Here is a 19,785-nt window from a genome sequence, read left to right as displayed (position 1 = left end):
AGAAGGCCTACGGCACGTGGCGGCGGGCCCGCAGTGCCAGGCTCAGCGCGAGCACCGTCTGCGGATCGTCCAGGTCCGTGCCGAGCAACTCGCCGATCCGGGCCAGGCGGTTGTAGAGGGTCTGCCGGTTCAGATGCAGCTCGCGCGCCGTCTCCGCCTTGCGGCCCGCGTGCGCCAGGTAGATCTCCAGCGTCGGCAGCAGAGGCGGCTTCGCCCGCTTGTCGTGGTCCTGGAGCGGACCGATCGCCCGCTCCACGAACGCGGCGAGGGCCTCCTCGTCGTGGCAGTGCAGCCGCCACAGCAGCAGGTCGATGTCCAGGCGCCGCGCGTCGTACCACGCCCTGTCGTCCAGGCCCTGCGCCGCCGTCGCCGTCTCCGCCGCGTGCCGCAGCCCCGCGGCCGCCGCGGCCCAGCCGCCCGCGCCGCCGACCACCACGACCGAAGCCCTGGCGCCCGCCCGCCGCATCCCGGCCCGCTCCACCCCGGCCCGCAGCGCCGCCCCGACCCGTTCCGCGACGGCCGGGCGCTCCGACTCCGAGCGCAGGCCGATGAGCAGCGGCACCCGCCCCTCGACGGGACGTACGCCGAGCAGGACCGGCACGCCGATCGAGGCGAGCTCCTCCGAGACGGCCCGCGCGAGCACCGCCCAGCCGCCTCCGCCGGGGGAGAGGCCCACCGAACCGGCCGACGCCTCCGGCAGCCGCATCACCACCGGGAGCAGCGGTCCTTGACCGGTGGGTTTGAAGCCGAGGACCCGGGCCTGTGCCGGAGCGTCCTCGGGCGCGATGCGGCCCTCCGCGAGATCGGTGAGGAAGTCGCCGCGCCCGCGCGCCGCCAGTTCCTCCTCCTGCCGGGCCTGCATCAGCACCACGGCCAGTGATCCGGCGGCCCGTTCGGCCGCGATCCGGTGCACCGGCGCGAGCGGCGCCGACACCGGAAGAAGCACGAGTCGCGCCCGCACCGAACCGGCTCCGGGGCCGCCGCCGGGGACGTCCACGAGCACGGCGCCGCCGGGCGGCTCGTCCTGGTGCGTGGAGCGCATGCCCTGCCACACCTGGAGCGGATCGGCGACGTCGGCCGCCACTCCGGCCGCGTACAGCAGCTGTCCGTCGACGGTCTCCAGGAAGACCGGGTTGCCGCTGAACCCGGCCAGGATGCGCAGGACTTGAGGGATCCCGCCGCCGCCCAGCAGCGCCTCGGTGCACCGCCCGTGCACTTCCTCGGCCTGCTGGAGCAGCGCGTAGTGCCCGTTGACGATCTCGGTGTGGATCTCCTCGGTGACCGTCACGAACGGCACCTCACGGTGGAGCTGCACCAGCGGCAGACCGGCCGTGCGCGCCGTCTCCACAAGGGCCGCGGGCAGCCGTGCGAACCGCTGCCCCAGCTCGATCACCAGCGCCGCGATGCCCCGCTCGGCCAGCTTGCGGACGAAGGCCCGCTGCTCGGCGGGGCGCGTCCCGATGCCGTATCCCGTGCTCAGCAGCAGTTCGCCGCCCTTGAGCAGCGACGCGATGTTCGGCACCTCGCCCGCGTGCACCCAGCGCACCGTCCGCAGCAGCCGGTCCGCGCCCGCCACCACCTCGGGCAGCCCGCTGCGCAGCCCCGGCAGTTCCAGGGCGCGCTGCACGGTGATGCCGCCGGGGGTGCTCTGCGGGGCCGCGGCGGCAAGGGGCGAGCTGTCCGTGCTGTCCATGGAGCGGACGGTACCGGCCGCGCCCGCCCCACGGGCATTCCGGGGTCAGCCGCTGTACGCCCCCGAGGACGTCAGCCGCAGTGCCGTGTCGATCAGCGGCACGTGGCTGAACGCCTGCGGGAAGTTGCCGACCTGGCGCTGCAGGTGCGGGTCCCACTCCTCGGCGAGCAGTCCCAGGTCGTTGCGGAGGGCGAGCAGCTTCTCGAAGAGCTTGCGGGCCTCGTCGACCCGGCCGATCATCGCGAGGTCGTCCGCCATCCAGAACGAGCAGGCGAGGAACGCCCCTTCGTCACCGGGCAGCCCGTCGAGGCCGGCGGCGTCGCCGTCCGTCGGGTACCGCAGGATGAACCCGTCCGTCGTGGACAGCTCGCGCTGGATGGCCTCGATCGTGCCGATGACGCGCTTGTCGTCCGGCGGCAGGAACCCCATCTGCGGGATGAGCAGCAGCGAGGCGTCCAGTTCCTTGCTGCCGTACGACTGCGTGAACGTGTTGCGCTCCGCGTCGTAGCCCCGCTCGCACACGTCCCGGTGGATGTCGTCGCGCAGCTCGCGCCACTTCTCCAGCGGGCCGTCCGCGTCGCCCGATTCCAGCAGCTTGATGGTCCGGTCGACCGCGACCCACGCCATCACCTTCGAGTGGACGAAGTGCCGGCGCGGCCCGCGCACCTCCCAGATGCCCTCGTCCGGCTCGTCCCAGTGCTTCTCCAGGTACTGGATGAGCTTCAGCTGGAGCAGGGAGGCGTAGTCGTTACGGGCGAGGCCCGTCATGTGCGCGAGGTGCAGCGCCTCGGTGACCTCGCCGTAGACGTCGAGCTGGAGCTGGTGCGCCGCCCCGTTCCCGACGCGCACCGGCGTCGAGTTCTCGTAGCCGGGAAGCCAGTCGAGCTCCGCCTCGCCCAGCTCGCGCTCGCCCGCGATGCCGTACATGATCTGCAGGTTCTCGGGGTCGCCCGCGACGGCCCGCAGCAGCCACTCGCGCCAGGCGCGGGCCTCTTCGCGGTAGCCGGTGCGCAGCAGCGACGACAGGGTGATCGCCGCGTCGCGCAGCCAGGTGTAGCGGTAGTCCCAGTTGCGCACGCCGCCGATCTCCTCCGGCAGGGAGGTGGTCGGCGCGGCGACGATGCCGCCGGTCGGCGCGTACGTGAGTGCCTTCAGCGTGATCAGGGAGCGCACCACGGCCTCGCGGTACGGGCCGTGGTACGTACAGTGCCCGACCCACTCGCTCCAGAAGTCCCGCGTCGTCGCGAGGGCGTCCTGCGGGTCCGGCAGCGGCGGCTGGTCCTTGTGCGAGGGCTGCCACTGGATGGTGAACGCGACCTTCTCGCCGGGCGCCACCGTGAAGTCCGAGTACGTCGTCAGGTCCTCGCCGTACGTCTCGGCCTCGGAGTCCAGCCACACGGAGTCCGGGCCGGCCACGGCGACCGTACGGCCGTCCACCTTGTGCACCCACGGGGTGATGCGCCCGTACGAGAAACGCATCCGCAGCGCCGAGCGCATCGGGACGCGCCCGCTGACGCCCTCCACGATCCGGGTCAGCTGGGGCGCGCCGTCACGCGGCGGCATGAAATCGGTGACGCGGACCGTGCCGCGCGGGGTGTCCCATTCGGATTCGAGGATCAGCGAATCCCCGAGATAGCGGCGGCGTGCCGCGGACGGCGGCTGTGCGTCGGCCGCGTGCGCGGGGCCGAGGCGCCAGAAACCGTGGTCCTCGGTGCCGAGCAAGCCGGCGAAAATGGCATGCGAGTCGAAGCGGGGCAGGCACAGCCAGTCCACTGTGCCGTCCCGGCAGACCAGGGCGGCGGTCTGCATGTCTCCGATAAGTGCGTAATCCTCGATGCGCCCGGCCACGTGCGTCTCCAGTCGAACGGCCACGTACGCCCCCGAACCGCGAGAGCGTGTCCGGGGGCGATCGCAATGGGTCTCAGCGGTCAGCGGTCAACGGTATAGATGGGTCAACGGTCGACGGTCGAATGTGGGTCAAACGAATCGTCTTGATGCGTCTCGTCTTGATACGTCGTCGGCGTATGTCGTTGTCAAACGAACCGACAAGCCGGTTGTACCGGCGGCGGCACCGGAGAGCGGACTTCGTGCTCCGGCGAACGGTCGGGAACGGGCGGGGGTGGTGCCGTTGTGTTGCCGTTTTCACGTGTGACTCGACGGCCGACTGTCCGAGCAGGATACGTCGCACCCAAGTGATCCGCTTGCCGCTCCCGCCAACGTACCTGCGCCGAATGGGTGACCGTCGCGTGACCATGTCGTGTGGTCGTGGTGGAGCGTGTGCGGAGCGTGGCCGGAAGCACCCTCGCCTCGTCGCTGATACCCTGGTAGCCCGTGAGCCGGTGGTCCTAGAACCCCCGAACCGCAGCGACGGCGCCTCCCCAGACAAGTCTCGGCAAGTCCGGAGAGCACGCCGGTACGCACCCTCCAGACCGCGACCACGGGAGCCCCCTCTTGGCCATGACGCCCAAATCCACGACGACCAAGCACATCTTCGTCACCGGGGGTGTCGCTTCCTCCCTCGGCAAGGGCCTCACCGCCTCCAGCCTCGGGATGCTGCTCAAGGCACGGGGCCTCCGGGTCGTCATGCAGAAGCTCGACCCGTACCTGAACGTCGACCCCGGCACGATGAACCCCTTCCAGCACGGCGAGGTCTTCGTCACGAACGACGGCGCCGAGACGGACCTGGACATCGGCCACTACGAGCGCTTCCTCGACGTCGACCTCGACGGTTCGGCCAACGTCACGACCGGCCAGGTCTACTCGCAGGTCATCGCCAAGGAGCGGCGCGGCGAGTACCTGGGCGACACCGTCCAGGTCATCCCGCACATCACGAACGAGATCAAGCACCGCATCCGCCGCATGGCGACGGACGAGGTGGACGTCGTGATCACCGAGGTCGGCGGCACGGTCGGCGACATCGAGTCGCTGCCGTTCCTGGAGACCGTCCGCCAGGTCCGCCACGAGGTCGGCCGGGACAACGTGTTCGTGGTCCACATCTCGCTGCTGCCCTACATCGGCCCCTCCGGCGAGCTGAAGACCAAGCCCACCCAGCACTCGGTGGCCGCCCTGCGCAACATCGGTATCCAGCCGGACGCCATCGTGCTGCGCTGCGACCGCGAGGTGCCGACCGCCATCAAGCGCAAGATCAGCCTGATGTGCGACGTGGACGAGGACGCCGTCGTGGCCTGCCCCGACGCCCGCTCGATCTACGACATCCCCAAGGTCGTGCACACCGAGGGCCTCGACGCCTACGTCGTCCGCAAGCTGGACCTGCCGTTCCGCGACGTGGACTGGACGACCTGGGACGACCTGCTGGACCGCGTCCACAACCCCGACCACGAGATCGTCATGGCCCTGGTCGGCAAGTACATCGACCTGCCCGACGCCTACCTCTCGGTGACCGAGGCGCTGCGCGCCGGCGGCTTCGCCAACAAGGCCCGCGTCAAGATCAAGTGGGTCGCCTCGGACGACTGCAAGACCCCGGCCGGGGCCGCGAAGCAGCTCGAGGACGTCGACGCGATCTGCATCCCCGGCGGCTTCGGCGACCGCGGTGTCTCCGGCAAGGTCGGCGCGATCCAGTTCGCCCGCGAGAACAAGATCCCGCTGCTCGGCCTCTGCCTCGGCCTGCAGTGCATCGTGATCGAGGCCGCGCGGAACCTGGCCGACATCCCCGACGCCAACTCCACCGAGTTCGACGCCGCCACCGGCCACCCGGTCATCTCCACCATGGCCGAGCAGCTCGACATCGTCGCCGGTGAGGGCGACATGGGCGGAACGATGCGCCTGGGCATGTACCCGGCCAAGCTCGCCGAGGGCTCCATCGCCCGTGAGGTGTACGACGGCAAGGAGTACGTCGAGGAGCGCCACCGTCACCGCTACGAGGTGAACAACGCCTACCGCGGCGAGCTGGAGAAGAAGGCCGGTCTGCAGTTCTCCGGCCTCTCCCCGGACGGCAAGCTCGTCGAGTACGTCGAGTACCCGCGCGAGGTCCATCCTTACCTGGTCGCCACCCAGGCCCACCCGGAGCTGCGCTCGCGCCCGACGCGTCCGCACCCGCTCTTCGCCGGTCTGGTGAAGGCGGCCGTGGAGCGCAAGGTGGCCGCGGGCTCCGCGGCTCCCGCGGGGGCGAAGAAGGCCAAGTAAGGCCTGTCGTACCAGCGATGTACGGTTACCGGGGTGCGTGCCTTATGCGGCACGTGCCCCGGTTTCTTTTGTGTGCGTGGGAGGACGTGTCGACATGACGACGATCAAGGACACCGCCGAGCAGTGGGAGGTCCGGGCCACCGAGACCCCCTTCGTGGGGAACAAGACCTCGGTGCGCACGGACGACGTCGTCATGCCCGACGGGTCGGTGGCCCGCCGCGACTACCAGGTCCACCCCGGCTCCGTCGCCGTCCTCGCCCTCGACGGCGAGGGGCGGGTCCTGGTCCTGAAGCAGTACCGCCACCCCGTGAGCATGAAGCTCTGGGAGATCCCGGCCGGCCTGCTCGACATCCCCGGCGAGAACCCGCTGCACGCCGCGCAGCGCGAGCTGTACGAGGAGGCGCACGTCAAGGCCGAGGACTGGCGGGTCCTCACCGATGTCTACACGACGCCCGGCGGCTGCTCCGAGGCCGTCCGCATCTTCCTCGCCCGCGACCTCTCCGAGGCGCAGGGCGACCGCTTCGCGGTGGAGGACGAGGAAGCGGACATGGAGCTGGCGCGGGTGCCTCTGGCGGACCTGGTTGCGGGGGTGCTCGGGGGTGACCTGCACAACAACTGCCTGGTGGTGGGGGTGCTTTCGCTGAGCGCGGCGCTGGCGGGTGACGGGGTCGAGGGGTTGCGTCCCGCCGAGGCGCCGTGGCCTGCCCGGCCGTTCGAGGTCTGATCCGCCTCAGCGCGGAGGTTTTTTCGTCGGGTGCGGCTGCGGGTGCGTCGTGGCTGGTCGCACAGTTCCCCGCGCCCCTGGAGCATGCGGCTCCGCCGCAGCTCCATGAGCGCGCGCACGCAGTGCGCCGTTCAGGGGCGGCGCACGCAGTGCGCCGTTCAGGGGCGCGGGGAACTGCGCGACCAGCCCCCACCGGCCCGCACCCCGCGACGAAACAGAACAGGGCAGATGCCACCCCCGGTACGACCATCCGCTGATCCGATCAGGGGACAACGGCGTGCCGCCCGCCAAGGGCACCCGCACACCCTGAACTAGGCTCGGAATCGCCCCTGCCGACCCCCGGAGGGGATGGGCGAGACGGAGCGTGACCCGTGACGGATCAGGCGGTCGAATCGGACGACGACACGGCGGCCGGGCCGGCTTCCGAGCCGTCCCGCGCAGGACGTCGCACCCGCCGGGACCACAGCGTGGCGGACCGTCAGTTCCTGGGGCGCAGAAGGGAATTGAAGGAGCTCAGGTCCGACATCGAGCGGGCCGGCCTCGACACCCTGTCCGGCCGCAAGGCACCTCGCGCCCGCGTCCTGCTGATCGCCGGCCGCCCCGGCACCGGCCGCACCGCCCTCGCCGAGGAGCTCCTTCTCCAGGTCGCCGACCGGTACCCGGACGGAGCGCTGCGCACCCGGCTCACCGCCCCCGACGGCACCCCTGTGCCGACCGAACGTGTCGCCCGCGACCTGCTGAACGCGCTGGGACTGCCCGCGCCCGCGGGAGAGTCGGCCGACGATCTGACGGAGCGCCTGCGCGAGGGCCTGTCCGTGCGCCGGGTCGTCCTGCTGCTGGACGACGCGGGCACCGCCGAACACGTCGACCCGCTGCTCCCCAACACCCCGGACTGCCTGGTCGTGGCCGTCGCCGAGGGCCCGCTCACGGGCATCCCGGACGTCCGGCCCTGCACGCTCGGCGGGCTCGACACCAAGTCCGCCCTGGAGTTCCTGACCCGGCACACCGGTTCCGTGCGCATCACCTGCGACCCGCGCTCCGCCGAGTCCCTCATCGAACTGTGCGGCGCCGAACCCGCCGCCCTGGAGATCGCCGGCGGCTGGCTCGCCCGGCGCCCCAAGGAGTCCGTGGCCGACCTGGCCAGGCAACTGCACGCGCAGGACGATGACGGCGCCGCCGGAACCGCCGGGACCGCCCTCGCCCGGACCTTCCGGCACTCCTACGCCTCCCTGGCCGGGCCCGCCGCGCGGATACTGCGCTACCTCTCCCTGGCGCCCGAGGGGTATGTCGACCCGCACACCGCGTCCGCGCTCGCGGGCTGCTCCGTGTCCGCCGCCCGCACCACCCTCGACGACTTCGTCACCCTCGGCCTCGTCCACGCCGTCGACTCGCGGCTGCCGCAGTACGAGGTGCCCGGCTGCCTGATGCCGCTGCTGCGCGGTCTCACCGAGACACTGGACCGGCCCGCCGAACTGCAGCTGGCCCGTGCCCGCATGCTGGAACGGACCGTCCGGCTGCTGACCTCCTGTCGCGCGGTCACCGAACCGGACGGGACCCCGGCCCGCAAGAAGCTGGCCGGGCTGCCCAGCGCCCTGCGCTTCCCCGACCCGGCCGCCGCCGCCGAGTGGCTGCGCGTCCGGCAGCCCGCGCTGCTCGCCGCGGCCCGGCTGGCCGTGGCGGACGGGGAGTTGGACACCCTGGCCAGGCGGCTGATGTCCGCCCTGGTGCGGGCCCTGGTGGCGCACCGGGGGACCGAGGCAGCCGCGCCGGAGCTGTACGGGATCCACCGGCTCGTCCTCGACGTCGCCGAACGCAGGAACCTGCCGAGGGAGAAGGCCGCCGCGCTGCTCAACCTCGCCGACCTGGACGCGGAGACCGGGCGGACCCACGAGGCACTCGCCCGCTACCGGGCCGCGCTCGACGCCGGCCGGGCCGCGCAGGACCCGTACGCGACCGGCCGCGCGATGGAATCCGTGGGCGGCGCGCACCAGGAGCTCGGGGACTGGCAGCGGGCCGCCGACTGGTACGGCCGGGCCCTCGCCCAGCGGCTCACCCGGGGCGAGCGGTCCGACGCCGCGCGCCTGCACGGGCGGATCGCGACCGTCCACACGTACGCGGGCCGGTACGGCGAGGCGCTACGGGGCTGGCGCTCGGCCGTCGCCGGGTACCGCAAGGAAGGCGATGTCGCCGCGCAGGCACGGGCGCTGAGCGAGCTGGCCCGGGTGCAGGAGTACGCCGGGCGGCCCGAGGAGTCGCTGCACACCTGCCAGGAGGCGGTCGAGTGGGCGCGGCAGGCCAGGGACGTACGGCTCCAGGCGGCGCTCCAGCTGCGGCTCGCGGACACGCTCGAGCGGCTCGGCGACCCCGCCGCGGCCAAGCTGCACCGGGGTGCGGCCGAGCGCATGCTGGGAGGAGAGCCGGTCCCCGGCCCCGTGGGCGGCGCCCCGGACGTAAACCCTTCGGAACAAGCCACTAACACCTGCGAAATCCGTAGTGCATCCTCGGAAGAATGATGTATCGAAAGGCTAGACAGCTCGAAAACCTTCATTAGACTGGCTCCGCCGCGTGCTTCCGTGGCGTCTCCCGGTGTGTCCTTCGGCGCACTGGTATGCAGTGCATTGACCGGTATATCCCCTGAGCCAAGGACCGTGATCGACGATGAAGGTCGGCATCCCCCGCGAGGTCAAGAACAACGAGTTCCGGGTGGCCATCACCCCCGCCGGCGTGCATGAGCTGGTGCGCCACGGCCACCAGGTCTTCGTCGAGCGGAACGCCGGTGTGGGTTCCTCGATCCCGGACGCGGAGTACGTCGGCGCGGGCGCGCGGATCCTCGCCACCGCCGACGAGGTATGGGCCACGGCCGACCTGCTCCTGAAGGTCAAGGAGCCGATCGCGGAGGAGTACCACCGCCTGCGCAAGGACCAGACGCTCTTCACCTACCTGCACCTGGCCGCGTCGAAGGAGTGCACCGACGCCCTTCTGGAGTCCGGCACGACCGCCATCGCCTACGAGACGGTCGAGACCGCCGGCCGCCAGCTGCCGCTGCTCGCCCCGATGTCCGAGGTCGCGGGCCGGCTCGCCCCGCAGGTCGGCGCCTACCACCTGATGGCCGCCAACGGTGGCCGTGGTGTGCTGCCCGGCGGTGTCCCCGGCGTCCTGGCCGGCCGGGCCGTCGTCATCGGCGGCGGCGTATCCGGCTGGAACGCCGCGCAGATCGCCATCGGCATGGGCTTCCACGTGACCCTGCTCGACAAGGACATCAACAAGCTCAAGGAAGCCGACAAGATCTTCGGTACGAAGATCCAGACCGTCGTCTCCAACGCCTTCGAGCTGGAGAAGGCGTGCCTGGAGGCCGACCTCGTCATCGGCGCCGTCCTGATCCCCGGCGCCAAGGCGCCGAAGCTCGTCACCAACGAGCTCGTCTCGCGTATGAAGGCGGGAAGTGTCCTTGTCGACATCGCGATCGACCAGGGCGGCTGCTTCGAGGACTCGCACCCGACGACGCACGCCGAGCCGACCTTCCCGGTCCACGACTCGGTCTTCTACTGCGTCGCCAACATGCCCGGCGCCGTGCCCAACACGTCGACGTACGCGCTGACCAACGCCACGCTCCCGTACATCGTCGAACTGGCCGACCGCGGCTGGGCCGAGGCCCTGCGCCGCGACCGCGCGCTGGCCCTGGGCCTCAACACGCATGACGGCAAGGTGGTTTACAAGGAGGTCGCGGAGGCACATGGCCTGGAGCACGTAGACCTGGAGACGCTGCTCGGCTGACCTCACCAGTGACGACGTCAACAGAAGTCGTCAATCTCACGCTTACGGCCGGACCTTGCGAGGGGTCCGGCCGTAAGCGCATGCGTACGGACTTGTTCAACTCGCCTTATACGTAACCCTTTAGCCGATTCGCGCACCCACGAAACACCCCGAAGAACCGCCGCACGCCCTTGACATGAGGGTGTCCCTTTGCCGACACATCGAGTCGGGAACGACGGATTGTGTTGCTGCGAAGCGGTGACACGCCATAGAGTCGCCAACCGTCGGCAAGGTGCCACGCTGACCTATCGATAAATGTTCCTGGTCACATCCAAGGAGGTAAGACGACTTGTGAATGAGTCGACATTTACTCCCGGAGGTGGCCAGCCAGCCGGACACGGACCCACGGGGCTTCAAGCTGTCGGCTCCGTAGCTGTGCGTACCTTCGCGGCCCACCAGAGCGGCTATAAGAGCAGCCCCCAGCAGAAGCCGACGCAGACAGCACACCAGAGCATGGATGGCCATCACGTGAACGCCATGGCCGGCGACCGAAGCGGCGACACACACAGCCACTTCGCCGACTACGACGAACTGTCCCCCGAGGGGCACTTCTACGACCCCGACGCCGAGTACGAGCCGGATCCCGAGTACGCGGCCACGCTTGCCCCGGACGCTGCCCGTCAGCGCCGTGAGCGCGTCGGCCCCACCGGGCGCCCGCTGCCGTACTTCCCGATTCCAGGACCGCTGACCGATCACGGCCCGGCGAAGATCATCGCGATGTGCAACCAGAAGGGCGGCGTGGGCAAGACCACGTCGACCATCAACCTGGGTGCCGCGCTCGCCGAGTACGGCCGCCGGGTCCTGCTCGTCGACTTCGACCCGCAGGGCGCCCTCTCGGTGGGCCTGGGTGTGAACCCGATGGAGCTCGACCTCACGGTCTACAACCTGCTCATGGAGCGGGGGATGTCCGCGGACGAGGTGCTCCTGAAGACCGCCGTCCCGAACATGGACCTGCTGCCGAGCAACATCGACCTGTCCGCCGCCGAGGTGCAGCTGGTCAGCGAGGTGGCGCGCGAGTCCACCCTGCAGCGGGCGCTGAAGCCGCTGATGGCCGACTACGACTACATCGTGATCGACTGTCAGCCCTCGCTCGGCCTGCTCACGGTGAACGCGCTGACGGCCGCTCACAAGGTCATAGTGCCGCTGGAGTGCGAGTTCTTCGCGCTACGCGGTGTGGCACTGCTGACCGAGACCATCGAGAAGGTCCAGGAGCGCCTCAACCCGGAGCTGGAGCTCGACGGCATCCTCGCCACCATGTACGACTCCCGCACGGTGCACAGCCGTGAGGTCCTGGCCCGCGTGGTCGAGGCCTTCGACGATCACGTGTACCACACGGTCATCGGGCGCACGGTCCGCTTCCCGGAGACCACGGTCGCCGGTGAGCCGATCACCACGTACGCGTCGAACTCCGTCGGTGCCGCGGCCTACCGCCAGCTCGCCAGGGAGGTGCTCGCCCGGTGTCACGCCGAGTGAGTCTGCCGGGGGCCGACGAACTGTTCCGTACGACCGGGGGAATGGCACTGCAGTCGTCGTCGCCACGGCGACCGGCGAACGGTGAGCCGCGGGTCCCCGGACCCGCGGGCGAGAGCGACGAGGCAGCCGCCGCGTCACCCGCCGCCGACGAGGGCGCCACCGACACGGCGCCCGCCGAGCACGCGGCCGCCGAGGCCGAGTCGGAGGCCGGTTCACGCAACCGGGCCGCCGCGGAGGCCGGGGAGAAGCAGGCCCGGCGTGCTTCCGCGGGAGGACCGGAGGGTTCCGGCGGCGGGCGCAGCTCGACCGCGGCCGCCCGGCGCCGCTCCCGCGCCGCCAACCGGCGCCCCAGCGGCCGTGAACGGCACGACGAGAAGATCACCGTGTACGTCTCGGCCGAGGAACTGATGGACCTCGAGCACGCGCGCCTGGTGCTGCGCGGTGAGCACGGGCTCGCCGTCGACCGCGGCCGCATCGTGCGCGAAGCGGTCGCCGTGGTCCTGGCCGATCTGGAGTCCCGCGGGGACGCGAGCATTCTCGTACGTCGGCTGCGTGGGCGTTAGCTGCTTCGGCGGTAGCCTCCGGCAGTGATGCCCGTGAACGATTCCTCCCTTCCGCCCGGCCGCGGCGCACGACGGCGCGCGCTGGGCCGCGGGGCGGCCGCTCCCGAGCCCGAGCCGGTACCGGAGCCGGCCCCCGAGCCGGAGCCCGAGGTCGATGACGGGCGCTTCAAGGTGCGGCTCGCCAACTTCGAGGGCCCCTTCGATCTGCTGCTCCAGCTCATCTCGAAGCACAAGCTCGACGTCACCGAGGTCGCGCTGTCGAAGGTGACCGACGAGTTCATGGCCCATATCCGGGCCATGGGGCCGGACTGGGACCTCGACCAGACCACCGAGTTCCTCGTCGTCGCCGCGACCCTGCTCGATCTGAAGGCCGCCCGGCTGCTGCCCACGGCCGAGGTGGAGGACGAGGCCGATCTCGCGCTCCTCGAAGCCCGTGACCTGCTGTTCGCGCGGCTGCTCCAGTACCGCGCGTACAAACGGATCGCCGACATCTTCAGCGGTCGGCTCGACGACGAGGCGCGGCGCCACCCGCGCACCGTGGGCCTGGAGCCGCAGTACGCGGAGCTGCTGCCCGACGTCGTCATCAGCATCGGTCCGGAGGGGTTCGCCCGGCTCGCGGTGAAGGCGATGCAGCCCAAGCCCAAGCCGCAGGTGTACATCGAACACATCCATGCCCCGCTGGTGAGCGTCCAGGAGCAGGCCGCTCTGGTGGTGGCCAGGCTGCGGGAGCTCGGCGAGGCCAGTTTCCGGGAGCTCGTGGCCGACACCGCGGACACGCTGACCGTGGTGGCGCGGTTCCTGGCGCTGCTCGAGCTGTACCGGGAGAAGGTCGTCGCCCTTGACCAGGAGACCGCGCTCGGGGACCTCCTCGTGCGCTGGACCGGCGAGGACGCGGCGCAGCCCGTGGTGACCGACGAGTTCGACCGGGCGCCCGAAGTGCCCGCAGAAGAGGGTGGGCAGAAGGAGTGAGCGTGGAGACCGAAAACCCCGAGGGCGGTGTGGCCGGGCTCGCTCTGCGCCCCGCCCTCGAAGCCGTGCTGATGGTCGTCGACGAGCCCGCCACCGAGGAGCATCTCGCCAAGATCCTGCAGCGGCCCAGGCGGGCCGTCGCCGACGCGCTGCGGGAGCTGGCCGACGAGTACACGGCGCAGGGGCGCGGCTTCGAGCTGCGGCGGGTCGCCGGTGGCTGGCGGTTCTACACCCGCCCGGAGTACGCCGACGCCGTCGAGGGCTTCGTGCTCGACGGGCAGGTCGCCCGGCTCACCCAGGCCGCGCTTGAGACCCTGGCGGTCGTCGCGTACCGCCAGCCGGTGAGCCGCTCAAGGGTCTCCGCGGTGCGCGGAGTCAACTGTGACGGGGTCATGAGGACCCTGTTGCAGAGGGGGCTGGTGGAGGAGGCGGGCGCGGAACCCGAAACAGGTGCGATCCTGTACAGGACGACGAACTACTTTCTGGAGCGGATGGGCCTGCGCGGCCTGGACGAGCTGCCGGAGCTCGCGCCCTTCCTCCCCGAGGCGGACGCGATCGAGGCCGAGACGCTGGAAGGGGTCCCGTCGTTCGACCCGGACGCACCCGATGCGCCGGGTTCCGAGCACACCGAGCACACAGTCGACTAGACGGAAATTTGATGCGAAGCAGCAGCGGCAGGAACAGCAGCGGAAACAACGGCGGGAGCCGTGGTGGCAACAGCGGCGGCCGCGGCGGTAGCAGCGGTGGCGCCCGAGGCGGAAGCGGCGGTGGCGCCCGTGGCGGAAGCGGCGGCGGCCCCCGCGGCGCGAGCGGCGGGAGCGGCGGCGGCCGTGGTGACTACCGCGGTGCCGGGAACGACCGCGACGACAAGCAGGCCGGCGCCGGCCGTCCGAAGAAGCCGCGTCCCGAGGAGCGGCGTTACGACGTGGGCCCCGGTGGCACGCAGGACGGCCCCAAGACGGGCCGTGGCGCCTCGGCGCGCGGCGGCGCCAAGGGCGGCCCCAAGCGCGGGCAGCAGGCCGCGCAGAGCCGCGGGCGCTGGGTTCCGGCGACCTCGCGCGAGTACGAGGCGCGGGCCGAGGAGCGCAACCGCGAGCGGTACGCGGGCAAGAAGGACGTGAAGCTCCCGAAGACCTTCCCGGGCGCCGAGCAGGAGGGCGAGCGGCTGCAGAAGATCCTGGCCCGCGCCGGTTACGGCTCGCGCCGCGCCTGCGAGGAGCTGGTGGAGCAGGCCCGCGTCGAGGTCAACGGCGAGATCGTGCTCGAGCAGGGCATGCGCGTCGACACCGACAAGGACGTGATCAAGGTCGACGGGCTGACCGTGGCCACGCAGTCGTACCAGTTCTTCGTCCTGAACAAGCCGGCCGGCGTCGTCTCCACCATGGAGGACAACGAGGGGCGGCAGTGCCTCGGCGACTACACGAACAACCGTGAGACGCGGCTGTTCCACGTCGGGCGGCTCGACACCGAGACCGAGGGTGTCATCCTGCTCACCAACCACGGCGAGCTGGCGCACCGCCTCACCCACCCCAAGTACGGCGTGAAGAAGGTCTACCTCGCGCACATCGTGGGCCCGATCCCGCGTGACCTGGGCAAGCAGCTCAAGGACGGCATCCAGCTGGAGGACGGGTACGCGAAGGCGGACCACTTCCGCGTCGTCGAGCAGACCGGCAAGAACTACCTGGTCGAGGTCACCCTGCACGAGGGGCGCAAGCACATCGTGCGCCGGATGCTCGCCGAGGCCGGGTTCCCCGTCGACAAGCTGGTCCGGGTCGCTTTCGGGCCGATCACGCTGGGCGACCAGAAGTCCGGCTGGCTGCGGCGCCTGTCGAACACCGAGGTCGGCATGCTGATGCAGGAAGTCGACCTGTAGACAGCTGAAGGACCGGTCCGGGTCTTGTCCACGGCAGCCCTCTCCCTTTAAAGTCGCTTAGACCAATAAGGGAGGGGGCTGCCGTATGCACGGCTATGACAAACACGCCTATGAGCCCTTCGCCGTCACCGTCGACCTCGCCGTCTTCACGCTCCGCGCCGGGCAGCTGCACATCCTGCTCGTCGAGCGCGGCCAGGACCCGTACGCGGGGCGCTGGGCGCTGCCGGGCGGGTTCCTCGCGCCCGACGAGTCCGCGGAGAGCGCGGCGCGGCGCGAGCTCGCCGAGGAGACCGGGCTGAGCGACGTGGCCGGGCTCCACCTGGAGCAGCTGCGCACCTACAGCGAACCGGACCGGGACCCGCGGATGCGGGTCGTCTCCGTCGCCTTCGCGGCGCTCGTCCCCAACGCCCCGCAGGCCCAGGGCGGCGGGGACGCCGCCCGCGCCGCGTGGCTGCCCTACGAGCCGGGTGCCCGCGGCGCGTACGGGCCGCTCGCCTTCGACCACGACGTGATCCTCGCCGACGCCCACGAGCGGATCGGCGGCAAACTCGAGTACACCTGCCTGGCCACGGCGTTCTGCCCGCCCGAGTTCACGCTCGGAGAACTGCGCCAGGTCTACGAGGTCGTGTGGGGGACCGAGCTCGATCCGGCGAACTTCCGGCGCAAGGTGCTCGCCACCCCCGGCTTCGTCGAGCAGATCCCGGGCGCGTCCCGGCTGACCGGCGGCCGCGGCAAGCCCGCCGCCCTGTACCGGGCCGGGGGCGCCACCTCACTGCTCCCGCCGCTGCTCAAGCCCGCACCCGACGCCACGGAAGGCACACGCTGATGACGCCGACGACACTGATGACCAAGCGCCCCGCGACCGGATCGCTGCTCGGGCTCGCGCTGGGGGACGCGCTCGGCTTCCCGACCGAGTTCAACGACGTACCGGCGATCCTGGCCAAGTGCGGGCCCTGGCGCGAGATGGAGCTGCCGGGGCCGGTCGCGTACATCACGGACGACACACAGATGGCGCTCGCCGTGGCCCGGGGCCTGAGCGCCGCCACGGGGCGGGGGACGCTCGACGCCGCGCTGTTCGAGCCGCCGCTGCGTCAGGAGTTCGTGGACTGGTACCGCTCGCCCGAGAACAACCGCGCACCCGGCAACACCTGCCTGCGCGCCTGCGACCTGCTCACCACCGAGGGCCGGGCCTGGCAGGACGCCAGCCAGCTCGGCTCCAAGGGGTGCGGCGCCAACATGCGGGTCACCCCGCTCGGTCTCGTGCCGGGGCTGAGCGGCGAACAGCGGGCGGGCGCCGCCCAGTTGCAGGCCGCGCTCACCCACGGGCATCCGACCGCGCTCGCGGCGAGCGACCTGACCGCCCATGCCGTGTTCCTGCTCGCGGGAGGCGCCGACCCCACCGGCCTGGTGGGGCAGCTGCGGTCGTACGCCCTGGAGAACCGCACCCGCTACCGGGAGGACTGGCTCGGCGACCTGTGGCGGCGGTCGCAGGACCCGTACCCCGAGCACTTCATCACGCGCGGCTGGGACGAATGCCTGGCCGTCCTGGAACGACTGGCCGCGGCCGTGCGTACCGTCAATCCGGAGACCGACCCGTGTCTGGCCACCGGCGCGGGCTGGATCGCCGAGGAGGCGCTCGCCACCGCCCTGCTGTGCTTCCTGCTCTTCGTGGACGAACCGGTGCTCGCGCTGCGCCGCGCCGCCTGTACGTCCGGCGACTCGGACTCGATCGCGGCGCTGGCCGGCGCCTTCGCGGGCGCTCACCTCGGGGCGGACGCCTGGCCCGAGGAGTGGGTGCGGCGCGTCGAGCACCGCGACGAGCTGACCGCGTTCGGGACGGAGTGGGACAGCAGGCTCTAAAGGGCAGCCGAAGCGAGGGCCGAGGCGCGGCGGGACCGGGTCAGGAAGGCCTCGACCCGGGCCCGGTCCGGTTCCGGCGGGAGCGGGGTGTGCAAAGCGGCCTCGTCCGCCTCGGCCGAAAGGCGGGTCATCCGGCGGTCGATCTCCGGCCACGGCACCTCGCCGCGCTTCACCTCGAGCAGCGGCTCGCGCTGGTCGCCCACGTCGATCGTCAGCTTCCCGGTCCGCAGCAGATCGCGGCAGGACATCAGCAGGCGCAGCAGGTGCATCGCGTGCTTCCAGCGCGGGGCGCCGTGGGTGCGGACGTCGGCCTCCAGCTTCCTGCGTTGGCCGGACGCGTAGCGCGCGAACGTGGTGTGGGCCTGACGGGAGAGGAACGCCTCACGCAGGGCGAGCAGCTCTCGGCCCACGGGTGTGATGCGCTCGACGAGCGGGGAGTGCAGGCACTCCAGCACGTTCGGATCGGCCCGCAGGGCCAGTTCGCAGAAGCGCTCCAGCTCCCAGGAGAACTGTTCCCGCCCCGGGCCCTCGACGTGGGCCGGCGGTTTCTCGAACCGCCAGTACAGCGGGGTCGGCGCCAGGTACACCCCGCGGCGGTCCGTGTCGCTCGCCTCCGTGGCCAGGCCGAAGGCGCGCGAGCCCATGACGCAGGCGTAGATCGTGTGGTCGCGCACCAGAGCGGCGGGGAGCGGGTCTTCCGGTTCCATGCGGGGAGCGTAAAGGGTCGCCTCAGCCGAGCGAGATCGATTTTCCGGTGACCGTGATCTTCCGCGGCGGCAGCGGCCGGGGCGCCGGGCCGCCCGCCACCGAGGCGTCCGCGATCCGGTACTTCGATCCGTGGCAGGGGCAGTTGATGGTGCCGCCCGACACGTCGTCGACCGTGCAGCCCTGATGCGTACAGGTCGCCGAGAACGCCCTGAAGTCGCCCCGGGCCGGCTGGGTCACCACGACCTTCTTGTCGGCGAAGACCTTGCCGCCGCCCACCGGGATGTCCGATGTCTTCGCCAACTCGTTGGCTGCGGGCGGCTGTTCAGATGAGTTCGCGGGCGCGCTGCTCGTGGCGGTGGCAGTGGTGGACGACGCCGGCGGGGTGTCGCCTCCGCCGCCCTCGTCGCCGTGCTTGCTGCACCCCGCCGCGAGCGCCGCCGCTCCCGCGACGAGCACGCTGCGCCGGGTCGCCGTCGGTTTCATGTCGTCACCCCCACCGTCCGGAAGAACCACAGCGCCGACGTCAGCCACAACAGCGTCAGGACCGCGAACGCGAGGCCGCCCACCACCGGCAGCAGCCGGCCGGGCAGCCGCTCGGCGCGCAGCAGCAGCATCTTGGCGCTGAAGACGCCGAAGAAGAAGCAGCCCAGGAACGAGTGCCACATGACGCGGGCCGAGTACGTCTGGTAGCCGAGCGCGTAGAGGCAGTGCACCGCGACCGGCACCGCCACCAGGAACGCGATCCGGCCCGACCAGCGGTGCAGGGCGGGCGCCCACGACGGGCCGCGCAGCTTCCCGTAGACCATGAACGCCGAGACGACCTGCACCAGCGCGAAGGCGAACGCCGCCGTCGCCAGCCAGGACTTCACCGCGCTGGTGCTGGAGAACCCGGCCAGGTTGAAGGCCGTGCCGCCCGGGTCGTGGACCTTGCCGTAAGCGCCGAGCGCCACGGCCACCGCGGCCGCGACGACAGCCGGCACCAGATAGCGGGCCGGGTGCGGACGGCGGTGGTCCGGCTCGGGGCCCGGGAAACTCTGGGTCGCGGCGTTCGGATCGACTGTCATGGCTACCCCTCGCGAAAGTCGAAAGTCGAAGGTCGGGAGGCCGTCGGGGGCGGAGTCAGGGATCGCGGCGTCGGGCGGTCGGGGTCAGGGAACGACCGGCTGAGCGGTCAGCGGCTCGCCGTCCACGGTGACGGCGCCGGTCTCCGGGTCGATCCGGGGCGCGGCGGACGGCTCGTCGTCACGCCGGACGATGCCGACCTGGCGGCCGTCGGGCAGCACGATCCAGCCGCCGTCGATCTTCGCGCCGCGCACCTCGGTGGTGGCGCGGTACAGGCCGGACGGCTTGACGGCCTTCTTCGCGGTGAAGCCGTACGGCCTGTCCCGGATCTCGACGGTGCCGCGGATCCGGCTGCCGGCGAGGGAGCCCTCGAGCTGCGCGCCGTCGCGTCCGCTCAGCTTCATCGAGCCGTCGTCCTCGACGTCCCCCTTCAGCCAGGACTCCTCGGTGCGGCCGTCGCAGTAGTAGGCCACCGCTTTGTCACCGCGTACGGAGACGGAGACGGCGGCGGTGTCGTCATCGGTGCGGCCCGCGTAGCCGGTCTTGCCGCGTGCCGTCCGCGACGGGCTGGGGCTCGGGCTGGCGCTGGGACCCGGGCTCGCCGTCGTGGCGCTCGGCGAGGGGGACGGCGTGGCGCCGGGAGCGCCCGCGTACGAGGACGCGCTCTCGCCCGTCGTCGCGTTCAGCGCCAGCATGATCACCGCCAGGGCCAGTCCGGCGAACAGCGTGTAGAGGGGTCCTGAGCGCTTCATGACGAGCCTCCCCCGAGGCGGCACGGTGCCGCTTTACCATGCAAGCAGCTCCGGTCGGGAGGCGACAGGGGGTGGTCCGGGCGACATTGGAGTGCCCGTCTCGACAGACGGGCGGCGCGCGCCCCCGCGTAACGACCCAACTACCCTGAACC

17 protein-coding genes are annotated in these 19,785 nt (G+C 71.4%); 11 read left to right on the top strand and 6 right to left on the bottom strand.

Translation table 11 applies throughout. The features are described from left to right. Positions 1 to 7: 7 nt before the first annotated feature. Both ABD366_RS16525 and ABD366_RS16520 read right to left on the bottom strand, forming a co-directional pair. Positions 8 to 1,693 carry a PucR family transcriptional regulator gene (locus ABD366_RS16525; RefSeq protein ID WP_344441955.1) on the bottom strand — a complete coding sequence of 562 codons (1,686 nt, stop codon included), beginning with the start codon at positions 1,691 to 1,693 and terminating at the stop codon, positions 8 to 10. A gap of 45 nt (positions 1,694 to 1,738) precedes the next feature. Then, on the bottom strand, positions 1,739 to 3,541 hold the full coding sequence (locus ABD366_RS16520; RefSeq protein WP_324775786.1) for a glycoside hydrolase family 15 protein: 1,803 nt from the start codon (positions 3,539 to 3,541) through the stop codon (positions 1,739 to 1,741). Positions 3,542 to 4,150: 609 nt separating this feature from the next. Here ABD366_RS16520 and pyrG point away from each other — a divergent pair. The 11 genes from pyrG (at position 4,151) to ABD366_RS16465 (ending at position 17,111) form a co-directional block, all read left to right on the top strand. Beyond that, entirely contained in the window at positions 4,151 to 5,836 is a 1,686-nt protein-coding gene (gene pyrG, locus ABD366_RS16515) for a CTP synthase (RefSeq protein ID WP_324775788.1), read from the top strand. Between the two features lie 94 nt (positions 5,837 to 5,930). Continuing rightward, positions 5,931 to 6,560: an NUDIX hydrolase gene (locus tag ABD366_RS16510; RefSeq protein ID WP_324775790.1), complete on the top strand. Its 630-nt coding sequence runs from the start codon at positions 5,931 to 5,933 to the stop codon at positions 6,558 to 6,560. A gap of 371 nt (positions 6,561 to 6,931) precedes the next feature. Further along, positions 6,932 to 9,073 (top strand): tetratricopeptide repeat protein, encoded by a 2,142-nt coding sequence (locus ABD366_RS16505; RefSeq protein WP_411293873.1) that lies wholly within the window; start codon positions 6,932 to 6,934, stop codon positions 9,071 to 9,073. Positions 9,074 to 9,218: 145 nt separating this feature from the next. Continuing rightward, on the top strand, positions 9,219 to 10,334 hold the full coding sequence (gene ald, locus ABD366_RS16500) for an alanine dehydrogenase (RefSeq protein WP_324775792.1): 1,116 nt from the start codon (positions 9,219 to 9,221) through the stop codon (positions 10,332 to 10,334). A gap of 330 nt (positions 10,335 to 10,664) precedes the next feature. Continuing rightward, complete coding sequence (locus tag ABD366_RS16495) at positions 10,665 to 11,846, top strand: ParA family protein (RefSeq protein WP_324775794.1); 1,182 nt, start codon at positions 10,665 to 10,667, stop codon at positions 11,844 to 11,846. A 41-nt stretch (positions 11,847 to 11,887) separates the two neighbouring features. Beyond that, entirely contained in the window at positions 11,888 to 12,409 is a 522-nt protein-coding gene (locus ABD366_RS16490) for a hypothetical protein (RefSeq protein ID WP_411293874.1), read from the top strand. A gap of 27 nt (positions 12,410 to 12,436) precedes the next feature. Continuing rightward, the gene (locus ABD366_RS16485) at positions 12,437 to 13,378 is read left to right on the top strand and encodes a segregation and condensation protein A (protein WP_324775799.1); all 942 of its coding nucleotides are present in this window, start codon (positions 12,437 to 12,439) and stop codon (positions 13,376 to 13,378) included. Continuing rightward, positions 13,375 to 14,025 carry an SMC-Scp complex subunit ScpB gene (scpB, locus tag ABD366_RS16480; RefSeq protein ID WP_324775801.1) on the top strand — a complete coding sequence of 217 codons (651 nt, stop codon included), beginning with the start codon at positions 13,375 to 13,377 and terminating at the stop codon, positions 14,023 to 14,025. Before ABD366_RS16485 ends, scpB begins: the two co-directional genes overlap by 4 nt. An 11-nt stretch (positions 14,026 to 14,036) precedes the next feature. Beyond that, positions 14,037 to 15,251 carry a pseudouridine synthase gene (locus ABD366_RS16475; protein ID WP_324775803.1) on the top strand — a complete coding sequence of 405 codons (1,215 nt, stop codon included), beginning with the start codon at positions 14,037 to 14,039 and terminating at the stop codon, positions 15,249 to 15,251. Between the two features lie 85 nt (positions 15,252 to 15,336). Beyond that, positions 15,337 to 16,077, top strand: a complete 741-nt coding sequence (locus ABD366_RS16470) for an NUDIX hydrolase (RefSeq protein ID WP_324775805.1) — start codon at positions 15,337 to 15,339, stop codon at positions 16,075 to 16,077. After that, on the top strand, positions 16,077 to 17,111 hold the full coding sequence (locus ABD366_RS16465) for an ADP-ribosylglycohydrolase family protein (RefSeq protein ID WP_324775807.1): 1,035 nt from the start codon (positions 16,077 to 16,079) through the stop codon (positions 17,109 to 17,111). Before ABD366_RS16470 ends, ABD366_RS16465 begins: the two co-directional genes overlap by 1 nt. Here the strand turns inward: ABD366_RS16465 and ABD366_RS16460 are convergent. From ABD366_RS16460 to ABD366_RS16445, 4 genes are all read right to left on the bottom strand, one after another. Further along, positions 17,108 to 17,818 (bottom strand): nucleotidyltransferase domain-containing protein, encoded by a 711-nt coding sequence (locus tag ABD366_RS16460; protein ID WP_324775809.1) that lies wholly within the window; start codon positions 17,816 to 17,818, stop codon positions 17,108 to 17,110. The two genes, ABD366_RS16465 and ABD366_RS16460, sit on opposite strands and share 4 nt — an antisense overlap. Positions 17,819 to 17,840: 22 nt before the next feature. After that, positions 17,841 to 18,302 carry a Rieske (2Fe-2S) protein gene (locus ABD366_RS16455; protein ID WP_324775811.1) on the bottom strand — a complete coding sequence of 154 codons (462 nt, stop codon included), beginning with the start codon at positions 18,300 to 18,302 and terminating at the stop codon, positions 17,841 to 17,843. Then, positions 18,299 to 18,883 (bottom strand): DUF6529 family protein, encoded by a 585-nt coding sequence (locus tag ABD366_RS16450; RefSeq protein ID WP_324775813.1) that lies wholly within the window; start codon positions 18,881 to 18,883, stop codon positions 18,299 to 18,301. The genes ABD366_RS16455 and ABD366_RS16450 overlap by 4 nt, the downstream gene beginning before the upstream one ends. Positions 18,884 to 18,967: 84 nt before the next feature. Further along, entirely contained in the window at positions 18,968 to 19,633 is a 666-nt protein-coding gene (locus ABD366_RS16445; protein ID WP_324775815.1) for a hypothetical protein, read from the bottom strand. Positions 19,634 to 19,785: the final 152 nt, after the last annotated feature.

This window comes from Streptomyces kunmingensis (genome assembly GCF_039533535.1).
Lineage (GTDB): Bacteria > Actinomycetota > Actinomycetes > Streptomycetales > Streptomycetaceae > Streptomyces > Streptomyces kunmingensis.
The sequence above is the reverse complement of the archived record's forward strand: the minus strand, read 5'-3'. Positions and strand labels throughout refer to the sequence as shown.

Coding starts and splice junctions, on each gene's coding strand:
- ABD366_RS16525 (WP_344441955.1), bottom strand. CDS start 1,693: ATGGACAGCACGGACAGCTCGCCCCTTGCCGCCGCGGCCCCGCAGAGC.
- pyrG (WP_324775788.1), top strand. CDS start 4,151: ATGACGCCCAAATCCACGACGACCAAGCACATCTTCGTCACCGGGGGT.
- ABD366_RS16510 (WP_324775790.1), top strand. CDS start 5,931: ATGACGACGATCAAGGACACCGCCGAGCAGTGGGAGGTCCGGGCCACC.
- ald (WP_324775792.1), top strand. CDS start 9,219: ATGAAGGTCGGCATCCCCCGCGAGGTCAAGAACAACGAGTTCCGGGTG.
- ABD366_RS16490 (WP_411293874.1), top strand. CDS start 11,888: ATGGCACTGCAGTCGTCGTCGCCACGGCGACCGGCGAACGGTGAGCCG.
- ABD366_RS16485 (WP_324775799.1), top strand. CDS start 12,437: ATGCCCGTGAACGATTCCTCCCTTCCGCCCGGCCGCGGCGCACGACGG.
- ABD366_RS16475 (WP_324775803.1), top strand. CDS start 14,037: ATGCGAAGCAGCAGCGGCAGGAACAGCAGCGGAAACAACGGCGGGAGC.
- ABD366_RS16470 (WP_324775805.1), top strand. CDS start 15,337: ATGCACGGCTATGACAAACACGCCTATGAGCCCTTCGCCGTCACCGTC.
- ABD366_RS16465 (WP_324775807.1), top strand. CDS start 16,077: ATGACGCCGACGACACTGATGACCAAGCGCCCCGCGACCGGATCGCTG.
- ABD366_RS16460 (WP_324775809.1), bottom strand. CDS start 17,818: ATGGAACCGGAAGACCCGCTCCCCGCCGCTCTGGTGCGCGACCACACG.
- ABD366_RS16455 (WP_324775811.1), bottom strand. CDS start 18,302: ATGAAACCGACGGCGACCCGGCGCAGCGTGCTCGTCGCGGGAGCGGCG.
- ABD366_RS16450 (WP_324775813.1), bottom strand. CDS start 18,883: ATGACAGTCGATCCGAACGCCGCGACCCAGAGTTTCCCGGGCCCCGAG.
- ABD366_RS16445 (WP_324775815.1), bottom strand. CDS start 19,633: ATGAAGCGCTCAGGACCCCTCTACACGCTGTTCGCCGGACTGGCCCTG.